This is a genomic window from Coraliomargarita algicola, from assembly GCF_033878955.1.
Classification (GTDB): domain Bacteria; phylum Verrucomicrobiota; class Verrucomicrobiia; order Opitutales; family Coraliomargaritaceae; genus Thalassobacterium; species Thalassobacterium algicola.
The window spans coordinates 772,280-789,742 of sequence record NZ_CP138858.1 but is presented as its reverse complement, the minus strand read 5'-3'; the positions used below and the strand labels follow the sequence as shown (position 1 = coordinate 789,742).

At 51.8% G+C, this 17,463-nt stretch carries 14 protein-coding genes; 7 read left to right on the top strand and 7 right to left on the bottom strand.

Annotated elements, in window-relative coordinates:
- Positions 1-34 precede the first annotated feature (34 nt).
- From SH580_RS03105 to SH580_RS03080, 6 genes are all read left to right on the top strand, one after another.
- Positions 35-775: a type II secretion system protein gene (locus tag SH580_RS03105; protein WP_319833548.1), complete on the top strand. Its 741-nt coding sequence runs from the start codon at positions 35-37 to the stop codon at positions 773-775.
- 109 nt (positions 776-884) lie between these two features.
- On the top strand, positions 885-2,066 hold the full coding sequence (locus SH580_RS03100; protein WP_319833547.1) for an SGNH/GDSL hydrolase family protein: 1,182 nt from the start codon (positions 885-887) through the stop codon (positions 2,064-2,066).
- Positions 2,030-3,448, top strand: coding sequence for an alpha/beta hydrolase (locus tag SH580_RS03095; protein ID WP_319833546.1), 1,419 nt, complete (start codon positions 2,030-2,032; stop codon positions 3,446-3,448). The genes SH580_RS03100 and SH580_RS03095 overlap by 37 nt, the downstream gene beginning before the upstream one ends.
- 77 nt (positions 3,449-3,525) lie before the next feature.
- Positions 3,526-4,806 (top strand): hypothetical protein, encoded by a 1,281-nt coding sequence (locus tag SH580_RS03090; protein WP_319833545.1) that lies wholly within the window; start codon positions 3,526-3,528, stop codon positions 4,804-4,806.
- A 52-nt stretch (positions 4,807-4,858) separates the two neighbouring features.
- Positions 4,859-5,731: an alpha/beta hydrolase gene (locus SH580_RS03085; RefSeq protein ID WP_319833544.1), complete on the top strand. Its 873-nt coding sequence runs from the start codon at positions 4,859-4,861 to the stop codon at positions 5,729-5,731.
- A 20-nt stretch (positions 5,732-5,751) separates the two neighbouring features.
- Positions 5,752-7,167: a glycoside hydrolase family 88 protein gene (locus SH580_RS03080; protein WP_319833543.1), complete on the top strand. Its 1,416-nt coding sequence runs from the start codon at positions 5,752-5,754 to the stop codon at positions 7,165-7,167.
- An 18-nt stretch (positions 7,168-7,185) separates the two neighbouring features.
- Here the strand turns inward: SH580_RS03080 and SH580_RS03075 are convergent, their stop codons facing one another.
- The 3 genes from SH580_RS03075 to gyrB all read right to left on the bottom strand — a co-directional run bounded on the left by SH580_RS03075 (position 7,186) and on the right by gyrB (position 12,947).
- Positions 7,186-7,596 carry a group III truncated hemoglobin gene (locus tag SH580_RS03075; RefSeq protein WP_319833542.1) on the bottom strand — a complete coding sequence of 137 codons (411 nt, stop codon included), beginning with the start codon at positions 7,594-7,596 and terminating at the stop codon, positions 7,186-7,188.
- Between the two features lie 113 nt (positions 7,597-7,709).
- On the bottom strand, positions 7,710-10,301 hold the full coding sequence (gyrA, locus tag SH580_RS03070) for a DNA gyrase subunit A (protein ID WP_319833541.1): 2,592 nt from the start codon (positions 10,299-10,301) through the stop codon (positions 7,710-7,712).
- 105 nt (positions 10,302-10,406) lie between these two features.
- Entirely contained in the window at positions 10,407-12,947 is a 2,541-nt protein-coding gene (gene gyrB / locus SH580_RS03065; protein WP_319833540.1) for a DNA topoisomerase (ATP-hydrolyzing) subunit B, read from the bottom strand.
- 239 nt (positions 12,948-13,186) lie between these two features.
- On the opposite strand from gyrB, the gene SH580_RS03060 reads away from it, so the two are divergent.
- Positions 13,187-13,603, top strand: a complete 417-nt coding sequence (locus SH580_RS03060) for an RrF2 family transcriptional regulator (RefSeq protein ID WP_319833539.1) — start codon at positions 13,187-13,189, stop codon at positions 13,601-13,603.
- A gap of 23 nt (positions 13,604-13,626) precedes the next feature.
- On the opposite strand, the gene SH580_RS03055 is transcribed toward SH580_RS03060, so the two are convergent.
- The 4 genes from SH580_RS03055 to SH580_RS03040 form a co-directional block, all read right to left on the bottom strand.
- Positions 13,627-15,444 (bottom strand): SLC13 family permease, encoded by a 1,818-nt coding sequence (locus tag SH580_RS03055; RefSeq protein WP_319833538.1) that lies wholly within the window; start codon positions 15,442-15,444, stop codon positions 13,627-13,629.
- A gap of 16 nt (positions 15,445-15,460) precedes the next feature.
- A complete protein-coding gene (locus tag SH580_RS03050; protein ID WP_319833537.1) occupies positions 15,461-16,264 on the bottom strand; it encodes a cytochrome c oxidase assembly protein in 804 nt (267 codons plus the stop codon).
- Positions 16,265-16,431: 167 nt separating this feature from the next.
- Positions 16,432-16,788, bottom strand: a complete 357-nt coding sequence (locus tag SH580_RS03045; protein ID WP_319833536.1) for a cytochrome C oxidase subunit IV family protein — start codon at positions 16,786-16,788, stop codon at positions 16,432-16,434.
- A gap of 42 nt (positions 16,789-16,830) precedes the next feature.
- Entirely contained in the window at positions 16,831-17,433 is a 603-nt protein-coding gene (locus SH580_RS03040; RefSeq protein ID WP_319833535.1) for a cytochrome c oxidase subunit 3, read from the bottom strand.
- Positions 17,434-17,463: the final 30 nt, after the last annotated feature.

Below are 17,463 nucleotides of genomic sequence, written 5' to 3'. Positions count from 1 at the left end.
GTTCATCGTATATCATATTATTACCTCATATTACATGCTGACTGTCCCCACTAGTTGTTCTCGTCGAGGCTTTACTTTAATTGAGTTGCTTGCATCCATTGCGGTGATTGCAATTCTGGCTGCCTTGGTTTATGCGGGCATTGGCAAAGTGTTGAATGCGGCTCGTAGCGCTCAGTTGGCATCCAATCTTCGCCAAGTCCATACCGGATTAATCAGTTATGTTCAGGATCATAATAATCAGTTTCCATTAACAAGTAAAAATGGCTACGATCCTGATGTCCCTGGAAGCCCGTCCCTGAGTTGGCAGCAGGTGGTCGCGCCTTACGTAGGGGAAGATGTGGATGGCTGGTCTAATTCGGAGCGGATTTATGCTTCGGTTTTTAGGGACCCAACGGATCTGTCGTTGAAGCAAGTGGGCGAGGCGCGGCCAACTCGTAACATTGCTATTAATGGTTATTCATCTGGATCTTGGGGCTTGCATGATCGTAACATAAATACGATTGAGTTGCCTGCCAAAATGCTGGCATTAACCTCGGGCTTAGCTGCTATGTATGGAGATGAGTATGCTGGGGGGATGCGGATTCGTAACATTAATTATGGTGACGCGACTCAGGCTGAGAAGTATACTCGAATAGCTGGTGAGCATTATTGTGTTTTTGTGGACGGGCACCTTGAGGTCATTCCCCAGGCCCGAATGATAGAGGAGGCGAGTTTGGGGGCATATTCTATTCTGTTTGATCCAGCAGCGACGAGCGGGCGAGGCTGGCATCCATGAGTTTTATTGACGATTGATTAATGTATATCAATTTGGGTTGCGGTTGTTGGTAAAAGTGATCTAGCGTGACGTAGTCTTGCTCTGTAATTACCTCCAACGTTTCAGTCGAATGCTTCCCTTTGCTCGTATTCTGTTTTTTATGCTGCCTAGTGTGGCTCTGTTTTCAAACCTGATGGCATTTGCTGTTGGAGAGGATGTGGCTGCGGTCTTTCAACGCGCGAAGGACGGGGCTCCTCTACGTTATGTGGCTTTGGGGGGCTCCATCACACAGTCGGGCAAGGGATGGATTGGGCCTTGGCTGCAGCAGCAGTTTCCTGCCAGTGATGTGTCGGTGGTTAACTCTGGGATGAGTGCGACTGGGAGCGAATTAGGTGTTTTTAGATTGGAACGCGATGTTATAGCGCATCAACCTGATCTGGTGGTGCTGGAGTTTTGTGTGAATGACGCCGGATTGAGCGATGAGGATGCCATTCGCAATATGGAAAGCCTGATTGTTCGCTTGAGAAGTTTACCGCATCCACCGGCTATTATCGTTTTGGAGGCGGCCGCTAAAGGTGGTGTGAATTTGAAACGTCACCGTAAGGTTGCCAGGCATTATCACTTATTAGAGGTCGATCTGCAAGAGGCGGTGGAGCATGAACTTGAAAAAACGGGAGCGGACTGGAGCCAATTTTTCGGAGATAACGTGCACCCGAATGCGGCCGGTAATACATTGTACGCAGAGGTGATAATTGATACATTAGAGCCTTATTTGGATCAGCCGGAGGCGGTTTTTTCAGATGATCTGCCGAAGCCGCTCAGCCCGAAATCATTGTTGTTGGATGGGCGTATGGTGCCCTTGACAAGTTACAGCTACGTAGATGGTTGGAGCACTCAAAATTCGTTGCCGAAATGGTGGAATCGTTTTTTCAATGGGGTTCTCTACAGCAATACGCCGGGGGCAGTCTTGACTATTCCTTTTCGAGGCACCCACGTGGGATTGTATGCGGCGATGGATACATCCTATGGCTCCTTTTACGCGAATGTGGACGGTGGCGCACCCGCGCATATCTTTACTAATACGCGGGGAGGTTATCTCTATAAAACGCTTGCGCAGGATTTGAGCGCACAGGAGCATCGATTGACAGTGGTTCTGCCCAATGAATCGGATCCGGAAACGCGGATGAATGGACCGATTCACCTGGGCTACCTGCTGCTTGCTGGAGAGAGCCATGCTGATCGGAGTTTGGCAGAGCAGGGGGGGTACGACCCGAAATGTTGTCTCGTCTGCAATTTAAAACGCTGGCGTTAGATGCCTGGAAGTGGGCGGGGCCATACACTTTAGAGACTGAGGCTAAGGATGCGCTTCCACTGCTGGATGTTTCCTTTGCGCCGGAGCTCGATACGGAATCCGTCGCATGGCAAGGGGATCTTGTGCCGCGGCAGTCTTTTGACTTTCGTGAGCTTTTTGAGTTGGATCGGCCGACGGTTGCCTATGTGCGTGGTGTCGTTGAGAGTGAAGAAAGCGCATCGGTCTTATTGGGTGTTCAAGTTGATTATTTTGCGAAGGTTTGGCTCAATGGGGAGTTGATATCGGTTATTGATTACGGACATGGCAATCCGAAGAGCTTTGTCTATGTGCCGACCGCGTTAAAAGCGGGCCAGAATATTATAGAGATTAAGGTGGCAGCTGGGGCTGGTGGTCACAACTTGTCTTTGGCTATGGCCCCATTGGATGTGGCTGGTGATGTTTTTATGAGCACTACAGATGACAATGAATTGGACGTTTCCAAGCGTCCTCAACCCACCTTTGCCAACGTGCCTTACGGCCCGGATGAGCGTAATGTAATGGATGTTTGGTTGGCGGATTCAGAGAAGCCCGTCCCTTGTGTATTACACATTCATGGCGGTGGCTGGCTTGGGGGGGATAAGTCAAAAGTCGCCAATCCTCAGCCTTATCTAGATGCTGGAATTTCCTATATTGCGATCAATTACCGTTTTCTCCCACAGACGATTATTGACACGGGCAGTGAGCGCGGCACTGGGCCGATTCAGCCGCGCGGTGATTATCCAGAGCCTCCAGTTGATGTGCCCAACTATGACTCGGCTCGTGCTTTGCAGTTTGTGCGCAGCCAAGCAAATGCTTGGAATCTTGATAAGAATCGTATTGGCCTGACTGGCGGCTCGGCTGGGGCTTGCACCTCGCTCTGGTTAGCATTTCACGATGATTTGGCCGATCCTGATGCCAGTGATTCTGTGCTTCGCGAATCCACTCGCGTCTGGTGTGCGGCGGTTGAAGGGGCACAGACGACACTGGACCCTGTGCAAATTCTTGAATGGATTCCTAATGGGATTTACGGTGGACATGCCTTCGGTTATATTTGGGACCGTAGCGACCCGACCTCCGAAATGCGTAGTTTTCTCGCTGATCGTGAAAATGTAAAGGACTGGATCGCAGAGTATTCGCCCTATGAGTTACTGACTCCGGACGATCCGCCTGTGTATCTTTTTTACCGCAATACACCTGAGAAGGGGAAGGCTATCAAAGATGCGACGCACAGCGCGAACTACGGCGCCATTCTCTCTGAGAAGTTAGAGGCGTTAGGGATGGACTATGAATTCGTCCATGCGGGCAGCCAAGCCCCCCGTTATGCATCGATGGAGCAATTCCTTATCGACACATTAAAGAAATAGTTTCTGTTTTTCCTTAGCATTCGTAGCTGACTAGGCATTTCTTAAGATCGAAAGTATTCACACACGAAGGAACAGACATGGCACATCAAGTGAACATTGAGTATGAGTCGTATCTTAGAATTGCAGATTCTGTGTCTGCTGATGTGCATGATAATATTTGGCGGCGATTTATTAGTGCAGAGGGGGTTCTCTATGACTATGTTGGGCTGAATGGTGAGGTCATGTTACCGACTCCCCAAGAATGCGCAGAGCTTAAGCCGAATGCGCTTGCATGGTGGTCGCCTATTGAAGATGGGGCATTTTTTACTGGCGACTATCTTTTGGGCTTGCTGCAAGGCTTCCATGCTCGACCGAACGATACGACGCGGGCCGAGATACGGCGTTTGGTTGCTGGCTTATATCATCTTCAGGATGTGTGTCGCACGCCTGGTGTCATTGCACGCGGAGTGGGGGCGGACGGACAGTGCCATTATCCGGCATCTTCCAATGATCAGTGCATCCCGTGGATTTTAGCTTTGTGGGAATATCAATCGTCTGAAATTCCTTCAGAACCTGAACGTCAGGACTGTCGCTTGCGTATTCAGAAACATATAGAGGCGATTCGTGATCATGGCTGGATTTTGCCCGGAGATCAGGCAGGTTTCGAACGTGGTAGCTTTCTCTATTTCGATGGGTTGGAAGGGTGTCTTTCATCTGTGCATCTTGCATTGGTGACTAAGCTTCTGGCACTTCTAGACGGAGACGACAGTGAGCAGTTACATATTGATTGTATGGATACACCGCAGGAGGGCGGGCAGACGCGACGTCAGTTGATTGCTGAAGGTTTTACTTCGATCGAATGGGATAGTCGCTTATCTTGGTTCTCTTCGCATGCTCAATTTGCCGTGCGTTTGCTCTACCGCTTAGAGCAGAATCAGACACATAAAGCGCTGTATCTGCAAGCCTTGCAGCGTATGGGGAATCTGGCAGCAGTCGGTGTGTTGCGCTATCAGGCATTTGATACATCGCAGGAGTATACTTTTACACCTGATTGGCGTTGTATGTTGGAGTGTTGGGAGCCTCAGGCATCTAGTGCCGAGGCTGAAGTTGTGGCGATGCGAGAGCTCGCATTATGGGCGGAGGCTTCACCCGCGATTAAAGCAGAGAAGGGCACCTTGTTACATGCGATTCCTGCCGCTTGGATTGTTATGATGTCTCAGGACGATGCGCTCATTGAGAAGTGGTTGCCGGAGATTATTGAGGCGATCAATCATTTCGACTATGACCGTATTTACTATGGAGCTTTATTCTTTGTGGAGAATGTGGTGCAAGAAATTCGCGCATGGATAGGACAGCGCCAGGTTTTGAGCATTTCGTGAGCACCTTATTCTTCAACCTATACCTTAAAAAGTTAACAACAATTGTCTAATTATGCTAAAGATTCTATTGCTCATCCTCTCATCTGTGCCGGCTTTATTACTCGCACATGAACTACCGCTTTGGCCGGAGGGCGCACCCGGCGCACTGGGGACTGAGTCCCAAGATATTCCGACCTTAACTATCAGTCTGCCCGAAGAGGGCAGTTCTAATGGTGGCGCGGTTGTGATTTGCCCCGGAGGAGGCTACGGTGGGTTGGCCATGAATCATGAAGGCCATGCAATCGCGAAATGGTTTAATGCGCAGGGCTATGCGGCTGCTGTTTTGAAGTATCGTTTGCCCGCTAAAGGCTATCCGCATCCGGCACCCATGCAAGATGTGCAACGCGCGATACAGACCTTACGTGCGCGAACTGAAGAGTGGCAACTCGATCCCGAGCGTATCGGGGTCTTTGGTTCTTCCGCGGGCGGGCATCTTGCTGCGACGGCAGCGACGCACTTTCTCGCGGCCGATTCCGACGCGGAGGATCCCGTGGTTCAGGTGTCGAGCCGCCCTGATTTCTTGGTGATGTTGTACCCGGTAGTCAGTATGGATGCGGCCATTACGCATCGAGGCTCGCGCAACAATCTACTGGGTAAGGAGCCCTCGCCAGACTTAGTCGAACTGATGTCGAATGAACTACAAGTGACGTCCGAAACGCCGCCCACATTTATTGTGCATGCGGATGATGATCGTGGTGTGAAAGCAGAAAACAGCATTCGCTTTTATCTGGCTCTACGAGCAAACCAGGTGCCAGCGGAATTGCATATATTTAAACAGGGTGGGCATGGCTTCGGCTTTCAAAAGCAGCGTTCACTACCGGTCCATCATTGGCCAGACCTGCTCGCTGACTGGTTGAAGGCTCAGGTTTCAGAAACTTCTAAATAATCACGATATACTTCTACATCATGACTAAACGCTCTCTATATTTTACATCGGATTCAGAATATTCGACTCCAGTCTCAGTGCTACAAGGGCGCACTGGCCCAAAGCAACGTCCTTTGATGGCTTTGGAGCATGACGGCTTCACGCGTTTGACATGGCAGTCCGCACCCGCTGCCATTGACACAGTAGAGTTGATTTTGGTCTTTGTCGTCGAGCCGGCAACCTCTGGTTCGAACCGTATTTTAGTTTATCATGAGAGCAAGGATCGGATTATAGCTGAGTGTGAGGTCATTTGCTCCGACCCCTATCAACGTATTGCAATTGCAATTCCGCAGGAGGCATTTGGAGAAGACGGTACGCTTACGCTTCAGTTAAAATTAGCTAACGAGGGATATTTATGGTTATTTGCGCCCGATGCCAGTGCACGAGACGGTCTAGAGTGGCATGTGCCACACTTGATTGATGCCTCCGGACCGGCGGATGCTTTTATGGATGCGCTAGCTTCATTGGCTTCGATACAGACTTTTAGCTGGAAGGAAGGTTGCGTGCTGGATGCCCTGCAGGCCTATGCGGATCTCGGTGAGGACTCGCGAGCTGCTGCTGCGATTCGTCAACATTTAGACTATTTTGGCTTTTCATCCGGAGTGCTTGAATACGAGACTCCACGCAGTATGCGGGTGGCCAATGAGCTGGATACTATTGAAACGACTCTACCTTTCGCACATGCCGCTCGTATTGACCCGCAGCATCCCTGGGTGGATTTAGCTATGGATTTTTGGCGACAATTGATTGCTAAAAATGGTCAGGTGCAGGATGAGGAGATGATTTCCAGTGAAGGGGCCTATACTGTGGCTTATCCGATGGTCTTGATCGCGCAACTTCGCAATGAGCCAAAGTGGGAGGCCATCGCAGAAAATCTGTTGGTTGAGACTTTTAACCGTTTAGTGCAAAAAGAGGGTATTTATTTACGCCATTATACGGATGGGCGACGTACGCACCGTAATTGGGTGCGTGGCCTCTGCTGGCAGATGCTCGGGCATGTTCAGGTGTTAAAATTGCAGGCGAAGCCTTCGGAGATTTTGAAACAACAGTTGACCACATTGGCTGAGTTTGCGGCTCAATATCAACTCGAGAATGGCATGTGGGCTTGCTTTGTTGACGAACCTGAAGTCGCGGCCGATACCTCTGGATCTGTGGGGGTGGCCGCTGCGATGGCTCTAGCTGCGAAGCACGGCTTCTTACCCGAAGAGTATTTGGAGCGCGCCTTACGTTGCCGCGAGACTGCTCGCACCTATTTGACTCCACAGGGCTTTCTCGGCGGATGTTCGCAATCCAACAAAGGGGGCGAAGGCCTGCAGCGTAGCGATTACCGTGTGACGTTATCCTATGCGTTAGGCTTGTACGGACAGTTGGAGGTTGCGACCTTGGGGGACGCTTGATCGACACCGAACTGGACCTTAGGAAAACAAATCGAGTGTCGGTTTGTTGTGATTTGCAATGATAGCTTTTAGGCGGAGGCCAATTTTGTCAGCAATGGCGGCCATCTCTGTGGCTTCTGCTTGTGCTAAATGGGTGCTGCAATTGCGTTTCCATAGTCCAAGCCAAGCTTGAAAGTGTTCTTCGCCCAAACCGAGGGATAGGTGTTTGATTGGCATGCCACCACGATATTTGGCCTGGCCTCCTGTGATGCCTGACCAAAAGTCTGCAATGTTTTCGATATGCGCTGGCCAGTCTTGTATGTGGGCCTTGAAGATCGGGCCTATGACTGTATGTTGCCGTACATCCGCGTAGAAATACCGCAGTAATTTGAGGAGTCCGTCTCGACCGCCAATGCGATCAAAGAGTGGGGCTTTGTGTGGTTCATTCATCTTTAACAATTTGATTTAGAGCGCGGACCTAGTGTGGATGATTACTTGCTTGGTGGTAAATAAAAAAGCCGCCTCGTTGGAGGCGGCTTTGGAGAGGCATATACACGAGTGGTTTAGGACTCTTCGTTTGTGTCCTGCTGTGCGGAACTGTCGTCCGTGGTCTCTACCACATCGCTAGTCTCGACGTCGGTGACTTCGCCACCTTCTGCGTCTTCGCCGGATTGGTCTTCCTCAGTGGCGATGACTTTGCTGATACCGATTAACTCATCCTTGTCAGCTAGGTTGACTAGTTTGACGCCGCTGGCAGCACGACCGGTCACGCGAACGGTATTGATCGGACTGCGGACGGCTTGGCCCTTCTTGGTGAACATCATGATCTCGTCCGTTTCGGTGACGCTGAGTGCGCCTGCGACTTTGTCGGACTTGATGGCAATGATACCGGAGCCGCCGCGTGATTGGACGCGGTAGTCGCTGAACTCGGTGCGCTTGCCGAGGCCGTTGGCACCTGCGATTAGCAGTAGCTTCTTGGGCTCGGTTTCTTCACCTTCGGCTGGCTCGCCTGTTGGGCTTGGATTGACGATTTCGATCGCAACCACCTTGTCGGCCTCAGTCTTGAGCTTGATGCCGCGCACGCCACGTGTGGCACGGCCTTGGTCGCGCAGGTCGGTCTCTGGGAATCGGATCGACTGAGCGTTGCTGGTGACTAGCAGGATGTCGTCGTTGCCGCTGGTGAGGCGTGCGCCGATCAGGTTATCGCCTTCGTCGATATTGATACCGATCAGGCCGCCTTTGCGGTGGTTCTTGTAGTCGGAGAGTAGGGTCTTCTTAGTGACCCCCCGCTCGGTGGCGAGTACGATGCGTTGATCGGATTCGTTGAAGTCTTTGACGCAAATCATCGCAGCAATCTTTTCGCCTGCTTGTAGTTCGATGATGTTGGCGATGGCGCGTCCTTTGGCAGTGCGGCTGCCTTCAGGGATGTGATAGACCTTTTCTACGTAGACTCGACCGTTATTCATGAAGAACATTATGTAATCGTGAGTCGACGCGGTGAAGAGGTGTTCGACAAAGTCATCTTCATATTGCCCGGAGCCAATCACGCCCTTGCCGCCGCGTTTCTGTGAGCGGTATTCATCCAGCGAAGTGCGCTTCATGAAGCCCTTGTGGGTGATGGTGATCATGCAGCCTTCGTTTGGAATGATGTCTTCCATGGAAAGGTCGCCATCAATCGAGAGGATGGTCGAGCGGCGTGGGTTGCCGTATTTCTCTTTCATCTGGCCAAGCTCTTCCTTGATGACCATGAGCAACTTTTGCTCACTTTCAAGGATGGAGCGCAGCTCTTCGATGACCGCCATCAGAGCGAGGTACTCTTCTTCGATCTTACCGCGTTCCATGCCGGTGAGTTGATAGAGGCGCAGTTCGAGGATGGCGGTGGTCTGAATCTCCGAGAGAGGATACTTGGCCATCAGCTCTTGCTTGGCTTCTTCACGATTCTTGGAGGCGCGGATGATTTTGACAAAGTCGTCCAAGTTATCGAGGGCGATCTTGTAGCCTTCGAGTATGTGGGCGCGTGCTTCGGCCTTGCGCAGACGGAAGGCGGTGCGGCGGTAGATGACATCGCGGCGGTGGTCGATGTAGCAGGTGAGCATCTCTTTGATGTTCATCTGCTTGGGGCGACGGTTGTCGAGCGCGAGTAGAATGACGCCGAAAGAGCTTTCCAGTGGTGTGCTCTTGTAGAGTTGATTGATGATGACGCGTGGGATGGCGCCGCGTTTGAGTTCGATGACGATGCGTGTCGTCTCGGTCGACTCGTCGCGCAGATCGGAGATGCCGTCGATTGCTTTTTCCTTAATCAAGTCGGCGATACGGATGACTAGGGAGGCGCGGTTGACGTTATAAGGGATGGCCGAGATGATGATTTCTTCTTTGCCTTTATTCTCGACGACTTCGGCGATACCACGGGTGCGGACGATGCCGCGGCCAGTTTTGAGGTAGCTTTCGATACCCGATTTTCCGTGAATGAATCCGCCACCAGGGAAGTCGGGGCCGGGGATGATTTTGATCAACTCATCGAGTTCGATCTTGGGATTATCGATGATGGCGACTGTGGCATCAATGACTTCGTTTAAGTTATGCGGCGGAATATTCGTGGTCATACCGACCGCAATCCCCGTGGAGCCATTCATCAGGAGATTGGGCAATGCGGCAGGAAGCACCGAGGGCTCGGTGGAGCTTTCCTTATAGTTCGGCACGAAGTCGACGGTGTCTTCGTCGATGTCTTTGAGCAGATCTTCGGCGATGCCTTCGAGTTTACACTCAGTATAACGATAGGCCGCGGCGGAGTCACCGTCGATGGAGCCGAAGTTACCTTGTGGGATGATGAGTGGGTAGCGCATGACCCAGTGTTGGGCGAGGCGAACGAGTGTGTCGTAAACTGAGCTATCACCGTGGGGGTGATAGTTCTTCAGGACTTCCCCGACGACACCGGCGCACTTATCGAAGGGGCGGTTGTGTAGCAGGCCTTCACGCAACATTGCGTAGAGGATACGTCGTTGCACGGGCTTGAGGCCGTCGCGGGCGTCGGGGAGCGCGCGACTGACGATGACAGACATCGAGTAGTCGATGTAAGCCGTCTGCATGATGTCGATAATCGACGTGCCCTCGGGGCGTGTGTGCTCGGGGTTGTGTGGTGTGAGTTCTTCGGACATGAGATTTTTAAACTTCGTTTAAAATAATAATGGATCGCGAATGACGGATGGCTGATGAGTCGCCAATCGTGCGTTTCGCTATGGGTTCTTAGCTATTCGCCATGGTTAGACGTCGAGGTGCGCTACATTGAGCGCATTATCTTCGATGAAGGCGCGGCGGCTTGGAACATCTTCACCCATGAGCATGGAGAAGATGCCGTCCGCGACGGCGGCGTCGGCGATATTGACTTTGAGCAGACGGCGTTTTTTCGGATCCATCGTGGTTTCGTAGAGTTGTTTCGGGTTCATCTCACCAAGACCTTTGTAGCGCTGAATACTGAGGCCACGGCGTCCGATGGTGCGTATGTTTTCGATCAACTCGATGATGGAGTGGAGTTCGATAATGTTCTCCTTTTTCTCATCACCCTTGTTTTCGATGATTTGGTAGCGAGCTTCTTCGGATTTGCTGAACTGTTTGATGTCCATACCTGCATCGGCGATTTCGCGGATGAGTTTGGCCATCTCTGTGGACTCGTAGATCTCGTGTAGGGAAATACGTTGCTGAATCTTGATGCCTTCATCGCTGAGGATCTCGCGAATCACGGTTCCTGTGCCGTCTTCGTCGGTCAGTTGAAATTCTGTGTGGAAGGCGATGCGATCGTCATCGTTTTTCAGGAAGCGGAATTCTTCGTCATTACCCGTGCGGATACGGACGATGTAGCGTGGTAGTTTATAATCTACGCCGTCGTGTTGATCGAGGTATTGGGCAAAGTCGCAACCATAGCGAGTGACGCCGCGGCCAATCATTTCCAGGCGTGACATACATTCCACTAAGCGGTCGATGGTATCGCCACTGAGTTCGGTGTTATCACGCAGACGATCCAAGGTGACGTCTTCCGAACCGAGTTCCAATAGGATGCGGTTGAGCTGTGCGTCATTGTCGACATATTGCTCACGGCGCTTGCGCTTAATCTTATACAGCGGCGGTTGTGCGATGTAGACATAGCCCGCTTCGATGAGACCCTTCATTTGGCGGAAGATGAAAGTAAGCAGGAGGGTGCGAATGTGGGCACCGTCCACGTCGGCATCGGTCATCAAAATGATTTTGTGATAACGCGCCTTGGTGGCATCGAAGGCGCCGTCGCCCTCGTGATCACCGATACCAGTGCCGACGGCAGTGATGAGGGTGCGAATTTCATTATTACCCAGCACCTTGTCGAGGCGGGCTTTTTCCACATTGAGTAGCTTACCACGAATCGGTAGGATGGCTTGTGTGGCGCGGTCACGGCCTTGCTTGGCCGAACCACCCGCAGAGTCACCCTCCACAATATAGAGTTCCGACATGGCGGGGTCCTTGGAGGAGCAGTCCGCCAGTTTGCCTGGCAGGCCACCGGAGGAGAGGGCACCCTTGCGCACCGTTTCGCGGGCTTTGCGGGCGGCCTCGCGGGCACGGGCGGCGTTGAGACACTTGTCGATCAACTTTTTAGCGACCTGAGGATTCGTTTCGAAATAGTATTTAAGCTCCTCGCCTGTGATCTTTTGCACGATGCCGTCGACCTCACCATTGGAAAGTTTGGTTTTGGTTTGACCTTCGAAGCGCGGCTCGGGAACTTTGACCGAAACGATGGCTGTGAGGCCTTCGCGGGCATCTTCACCAGAGAGGTTGGGCTCCTTGTCCTTGATTAGGTTATTGGCCTTACCGTAGGCGTTGATCACACGCGTGAGAGCGGTGCGGAAGCCTGAGAGGTGGGTGCCGCCTTCGATATTGTGGATCGAGTTGGCGTAGGCGTAGATTTGGTCGTTGTAGCTATCGTTATATTGGAAGGCGATATCGACGACGATGTTGGCATCCAGATCCGGGTTGGGCGTGGGGGCTTCACCGTGAAAGCTGATCGGCTCGGCGTGGAGTACGTTTTTGTTTTCGTTGAGGTAGGTGACGTATTCCGCGATGCCGTCTTTGAAAATGAAGGTCTCGGTCTTGTTGATACGTTCATCGACAAAAGTGATTTGGATGCCGGGGTTCAGGAAGGCGAGCTCACGTAGACGCTTACCTAGCAATTCGAACTTAAATTCTCGGGTCGTTTCGAAGATTTCCGGGTCCGGTGAGAAGGCGATTCGCGTGCCGGTGCGCTTGGTATCGCCGATGATCTTCATTTTAGAAGTCGTTTTTCCGCGGGAAAATTCCATCTTGTGGACTTTGCCGTCGCGGCGAACTTCGACTTCGAACCATTCCGAAACCGCGTTCACACACTTGGCACCGACGCCGTGTAGACCGCCTGAGACCTGATAGGCGCCTTTACCGAATTTGCCCCCTGCGTGGAGATTGGTCATCACTAGCTCCAGCGATGGGATGTTGTATTTCGGGTGGATGTCGACCGGGATGCCACGACCGTCATCTTCGACGGAGCAGGAGCCGTCGCTGTGAATGCTGACGGTGATATTGCTGCAGTAGCCGGCGAGCGCCTCGTCGATCGAGTTGTCGACGATCTCAAACACACAGTGGTGGAGGCCGCGTTCATTGGTGTCGCCGATATACATATCGGGGCGCTTGCGCACACCTTCGAGACCTTCGAGCTTCTGGATTTTCGACGAGTCGTAGACCTCATTTTTAGCCGCTGCAGCAGCGTCTTTGGTTTCTGAATTTTCGGGCGTTGTATCTTCTGGCATAAGCTGTAAATTTATATGGATCGAGCCGGTGACTGGCTACTAAAAAGTGCCGTATTTTGAGTTTTTTTTGAGCTTCGTTAAGTGCTTATTTAGTAGGTGCTTATACCTACAAAAAGAGCTTAAAATTAAGCTGTCGCTTTTCTCTCGACTTGGAGCGCGCGATTCAGAAAAAGGTAGATGGATTCAGACTGTTTTGCTTTTAAGTTTACTTCTTTAGTCATGAGCCTAACTTAAGCCGTGTGAAGCTCTCTCATAAACTTGAATATGCCTGCCGTGTATTGGCTCAACTTGGTCGTTCCCACGGTCAGGATAAACTTGCGCACATCGAGACGTTGGCGACGGCGGAAGCGATTCCGGCGAATTATCTGGTGCAAATTCTCAATGAATTGCGAAATGCCGGCTTGATTGTCAGCAAACGTGGCAAGCAGGGAGGCTATGCTTTGTCCCGCGATCCGAAGAAGGTGACGTTAATCGAGATTGTTGAAGCGGTCGACGGTGAGTTGCTTGAGCGCAGCTTCGAAGATGCGGGGCACTCTGGCGAGCGCGTGGCAGGGATCTGGAGCGAGATTGGCGAATGCTTTGAATCAAAGATGCGCGAATACACGCTCGACGATTTTATCGTAAAGGACGCGGATGCGGAGATGTATTATATTTGATGCTCGATGGGAGCCGCGGTGGCTTAAAAGCTCCAGAAAATGGGCACGACTGTGAGCGTGACGACAAAGCAAATCAAATTTAGGGGCAATCCCACCTTGGTGAAGTCGAAGAAGCGGTAACCGCCGACGCCGTATACGTAGGTATTGGTTTGATAGCCGATAGGAGTCGCGAAGCTGGCGGACGCAGCGATGCAGCTGGCGACGACAAAGGGGCGCGGGTCGATGCCGAGTGTCGCGGCGATTCCCAGGGCGATTGGGACCATCAGCGCGACAGCTGCATTATTGGATAGGAATTCGGTAAAAGTGGATGTGATAATGTAAATCAAGGCTAGCATGATTACGTTTTGGTAGTGCTCTGGCGCGAAACTAGAGACTAATCCGGTCATGTTTTGCGCGATCATTAGACTGGCTCCAGTGGAGTCCATTGCTTGCCCGAGCGCGAGCATGCCAAAAATTATGATTAGAATGCTCCATTCGACTGATGCATAGGCATCCTTGGCCTTCATGCAGCCTGATAGTAGTAGGATGGCGACACCCAGGCAAACTGCTGCGACGATTGGCACCAAGTTAAAGGTGGCGAGGGTCACAATTGAGGCGGTCGTTCCAATCGCGATGGGCATTTTGGCGCGTAGGCTGCGGGCGGGCACGCGTGGACGGTCGAGAATAATGATTTCGTCACTGTTGGCCAGCGAGTCGATTGCCTTGGTGGAGCCCATCATCAGTAGGGTGTCACCGGCCTTGAGACGTAGGCTAAATAGGCGTTCCCGTTGATTGGTGCCTTTACGGTGCACGGCTACCACGACCATCCGAAAGCGCTGCCGGAAATTGATTTCACCCAAAGTCAGGCCCGCGATAGAAGCGTGGGGGGAGATGACCCCCTCAACCAGTGCCCCTTCATCGGTGGCAATCGTTTCCAGACCTTCCGCGAGTTCCGTCTGAATGGTGATGCCTTTCATGGAGTGTGCTTCGGCTACACCGGATGGACGACAGGCGAGGACCAGTCGATCCCCGTATTGTAGAATTTGTTTTTTAGGGTCACCTTGGACGGCGACACCATGTCGCACAATTTCGAGCAGGCGGATACCACGTCCCTTTAACATGCCGCTGTCCAGTGGTGTTTTGCCGTGTAGGTCGGAGCCCGCACGGACGAAGGCTTCGGTAATAAATTCCTTGCGTTCTTCGTCACTTAGGATGGAGGTGAGAGTCTCGCGGTGCGGTAGTAATTTGTTCCCGAAGAGCACCAAATAAATGGTGCCGATCATTAAAATCGGGAGGCCTACGGCGGCTAATTCGAACATGCCAATCGGTGCATGGCCGGCATCGAGCAATATGCCGCTAGCGAGCAGATTGGTGCTGGTGCCGAGCAGGGTGCAGGTGCCGCCAAATATCGATGCGTAGGAAAGCGGAATTAACAGCTTCGAGGAGGCGACGCCCATGTCCCGCGAGAGTGATAGAATCACTGGCATGAGCACGATGACCACGGGGGTGTTATTGACGAAGGCGGATACGCCGCCAACTCCCAGGATCATGATAAATAAAAAGCTGCGGTAGGGGAATTTGACCAGTTTGCGTAGGTAGGCGGTGATTAAGTCGATTGCGCCAGTACGTTCCAGCGCTGCACTTACAATGAACATGCCTGCAATCGTGAGTGGTGCCGAATTGCCAAATACGCTCAGTAGTTGATCCAGTGTGGGGAGGGCTTCGCTATTGGTCAGTACGCTGACAAATAACAAGACACCGAACACGGTTAATGCCGTTAAATCCGCTGAGATACGCTCCCAAACAAAGCTTATGATCGCAAAGCCAAGCAGTGCGAAGACGAATAAAATTTCCCAGGTCATTTAGAAAGTTGCAAAGTTAGAGTTCTAGGGAGTGGGCACCCGCTGGGGCGTCTTCCTCCTCACTTTTGGCCCAATGATAAAAGGATATTCCTAGAATTGTAAGTGAAAATCCCATATTCACGACTTTCATGATGATTCCGCCTAGAATTTGATCGTTGAGCGGGTCCAGATCAATGATACGAGGTGCCCATGCGTAGGTGGGGTAAATAGCCTCGTTGGCAAATGAGAGAAAGCCGAATACGGGCAACTGGCCGACCATCAGAAGGAAGATTGCGAGCATGCATACGCCGTAGCTCCTGCGTGGCACGCGAGTGGAGTTGGTTAAATAGGGCCAGAGCATGATTAACCCGAGGGCAAACATCGTCCAGTGCTCTAGAATGTGAATGCGCTTGTCGTGAAGTGCCGCCTCGTAGAGTGTGGGCACGTGCCAGATGGTATAGACGAATGTAAAGAGCAGGCCACCGCATGCGGGGTGTGTGAGCAGGCTCATTAGTTTACGCAAGGGCTCCGGTTTGAGCATCCAATCGATCAACCAGGCCGGGGTGCCATAGATGAACAGTGTGGTGCTACAATAGATTAGTAACATGTGCTGCACCATATGGGCGCAGAATAAGAATTGTTCGCCAATTTGATCGAGTGGGGAGCCGACTGCCAGATAGGTCAGCCCCAGCCCAAGATAGAACAGGATGCACTGCCGTAGTGAAAAGCGAGCATCGGATGCGATTCGTAGGCGCAGGGGACCGATTGCGAGCGCGTATAACCAGCCCACACCGAGTAAGGTGATTAACAGGAGCGGTTCAGTGTGCCAGTGCAATTGCATCGAGCGGAGAATGTGACCGAGCGACTCAGTTGCGAATGAAAAAAATCGTGAGATACGAGTTTGTTTTCGCTCTTCGAATCAGTCAGACGCTTGGCCTTGAGCCTCGAAAACTGTCATCAAACGTAATCGGGCGAATGGATCGTCCCGATTGTCGCTTCAATTGGATACTAAAATCCCGTAATCGCATCTAAGTCGACGTCGCTACGGGAGATGAGGGAGCCGAGCGCGATAAAAGTGCCGGTGGCAATTGCCATGCCAGTGCCGAATGCGAGTGTGAGCAGCAATTTGTCGTAGAGCAGGTGCATGAACCATGCGATCACAGCTACGAATTTAAACAAGGAGAGCGTCAATAGGACCGTGAAGATGAAGGTCGAATTAAAGGGCAAGTAAACCAATACCAGTTCGACTCCGGTGATGGCGGCGAGGCCGAGCGCTAGGTTGACGAAGGTATGATACTTGTCGGTTTCGCTGTCCTTGTGCGATTTCTCAGAGACAGGAAGTGGAGCGTAGTGTACGTCAGACATGGTCAAAATTTTTTAATAGAATATCAGGTGCGAATGGATCGATCAAATGAACTCGATCAGATAAACGGCTGTGAAAATGACGATCCAGACGATGTCGACAAAGTGCCAGTAAAGGCCTGCGATCTCGACGTCCACAGCGCTCTCGTGTGCATCCATCTTGCCCGTGTGGGAGTAGAAATACATGCAGATGAGCCAAAATACGCCGATCGCCACGTGCACGCCGTGGGTGCCGGTCATCATGTAGAAGGTGGATCCGAAAGTATTCGTCGAGAGGGTAAGCCCCTCGTGCACGAAGTGCGCGAACTCATAGACTTGGCAGCCGAGGAAGATGAGGCCGAAGAAGATGACGCCCAGCACATTGCGGCGGAAGCTCTTGAGCTCGCCTTTGTGCATGGCCGAAACTGCCAGCGCCATCAAGAAGGAGCTCATCAGCAGGATGAAGGTCGAGAACGAGGTGAGCTCCAAACTGAAGAGGCTCGTGGGGTCAAAGGACTCGGGGTAGATCTTGCGATAGATCAAGTGAGTCGAGATGAGCGTGCCGAAAAACATGCAGTCCGAGCCGAGGAAGAGCCACATGAGTAGCTTCTTGTTGTCGATATTCAGACTGGCGTGGTCGTCGTGATGTGCTGTAGCTGTGTCAGACATTTAGAGAATTAAGAATTTGAAATTGAAAAT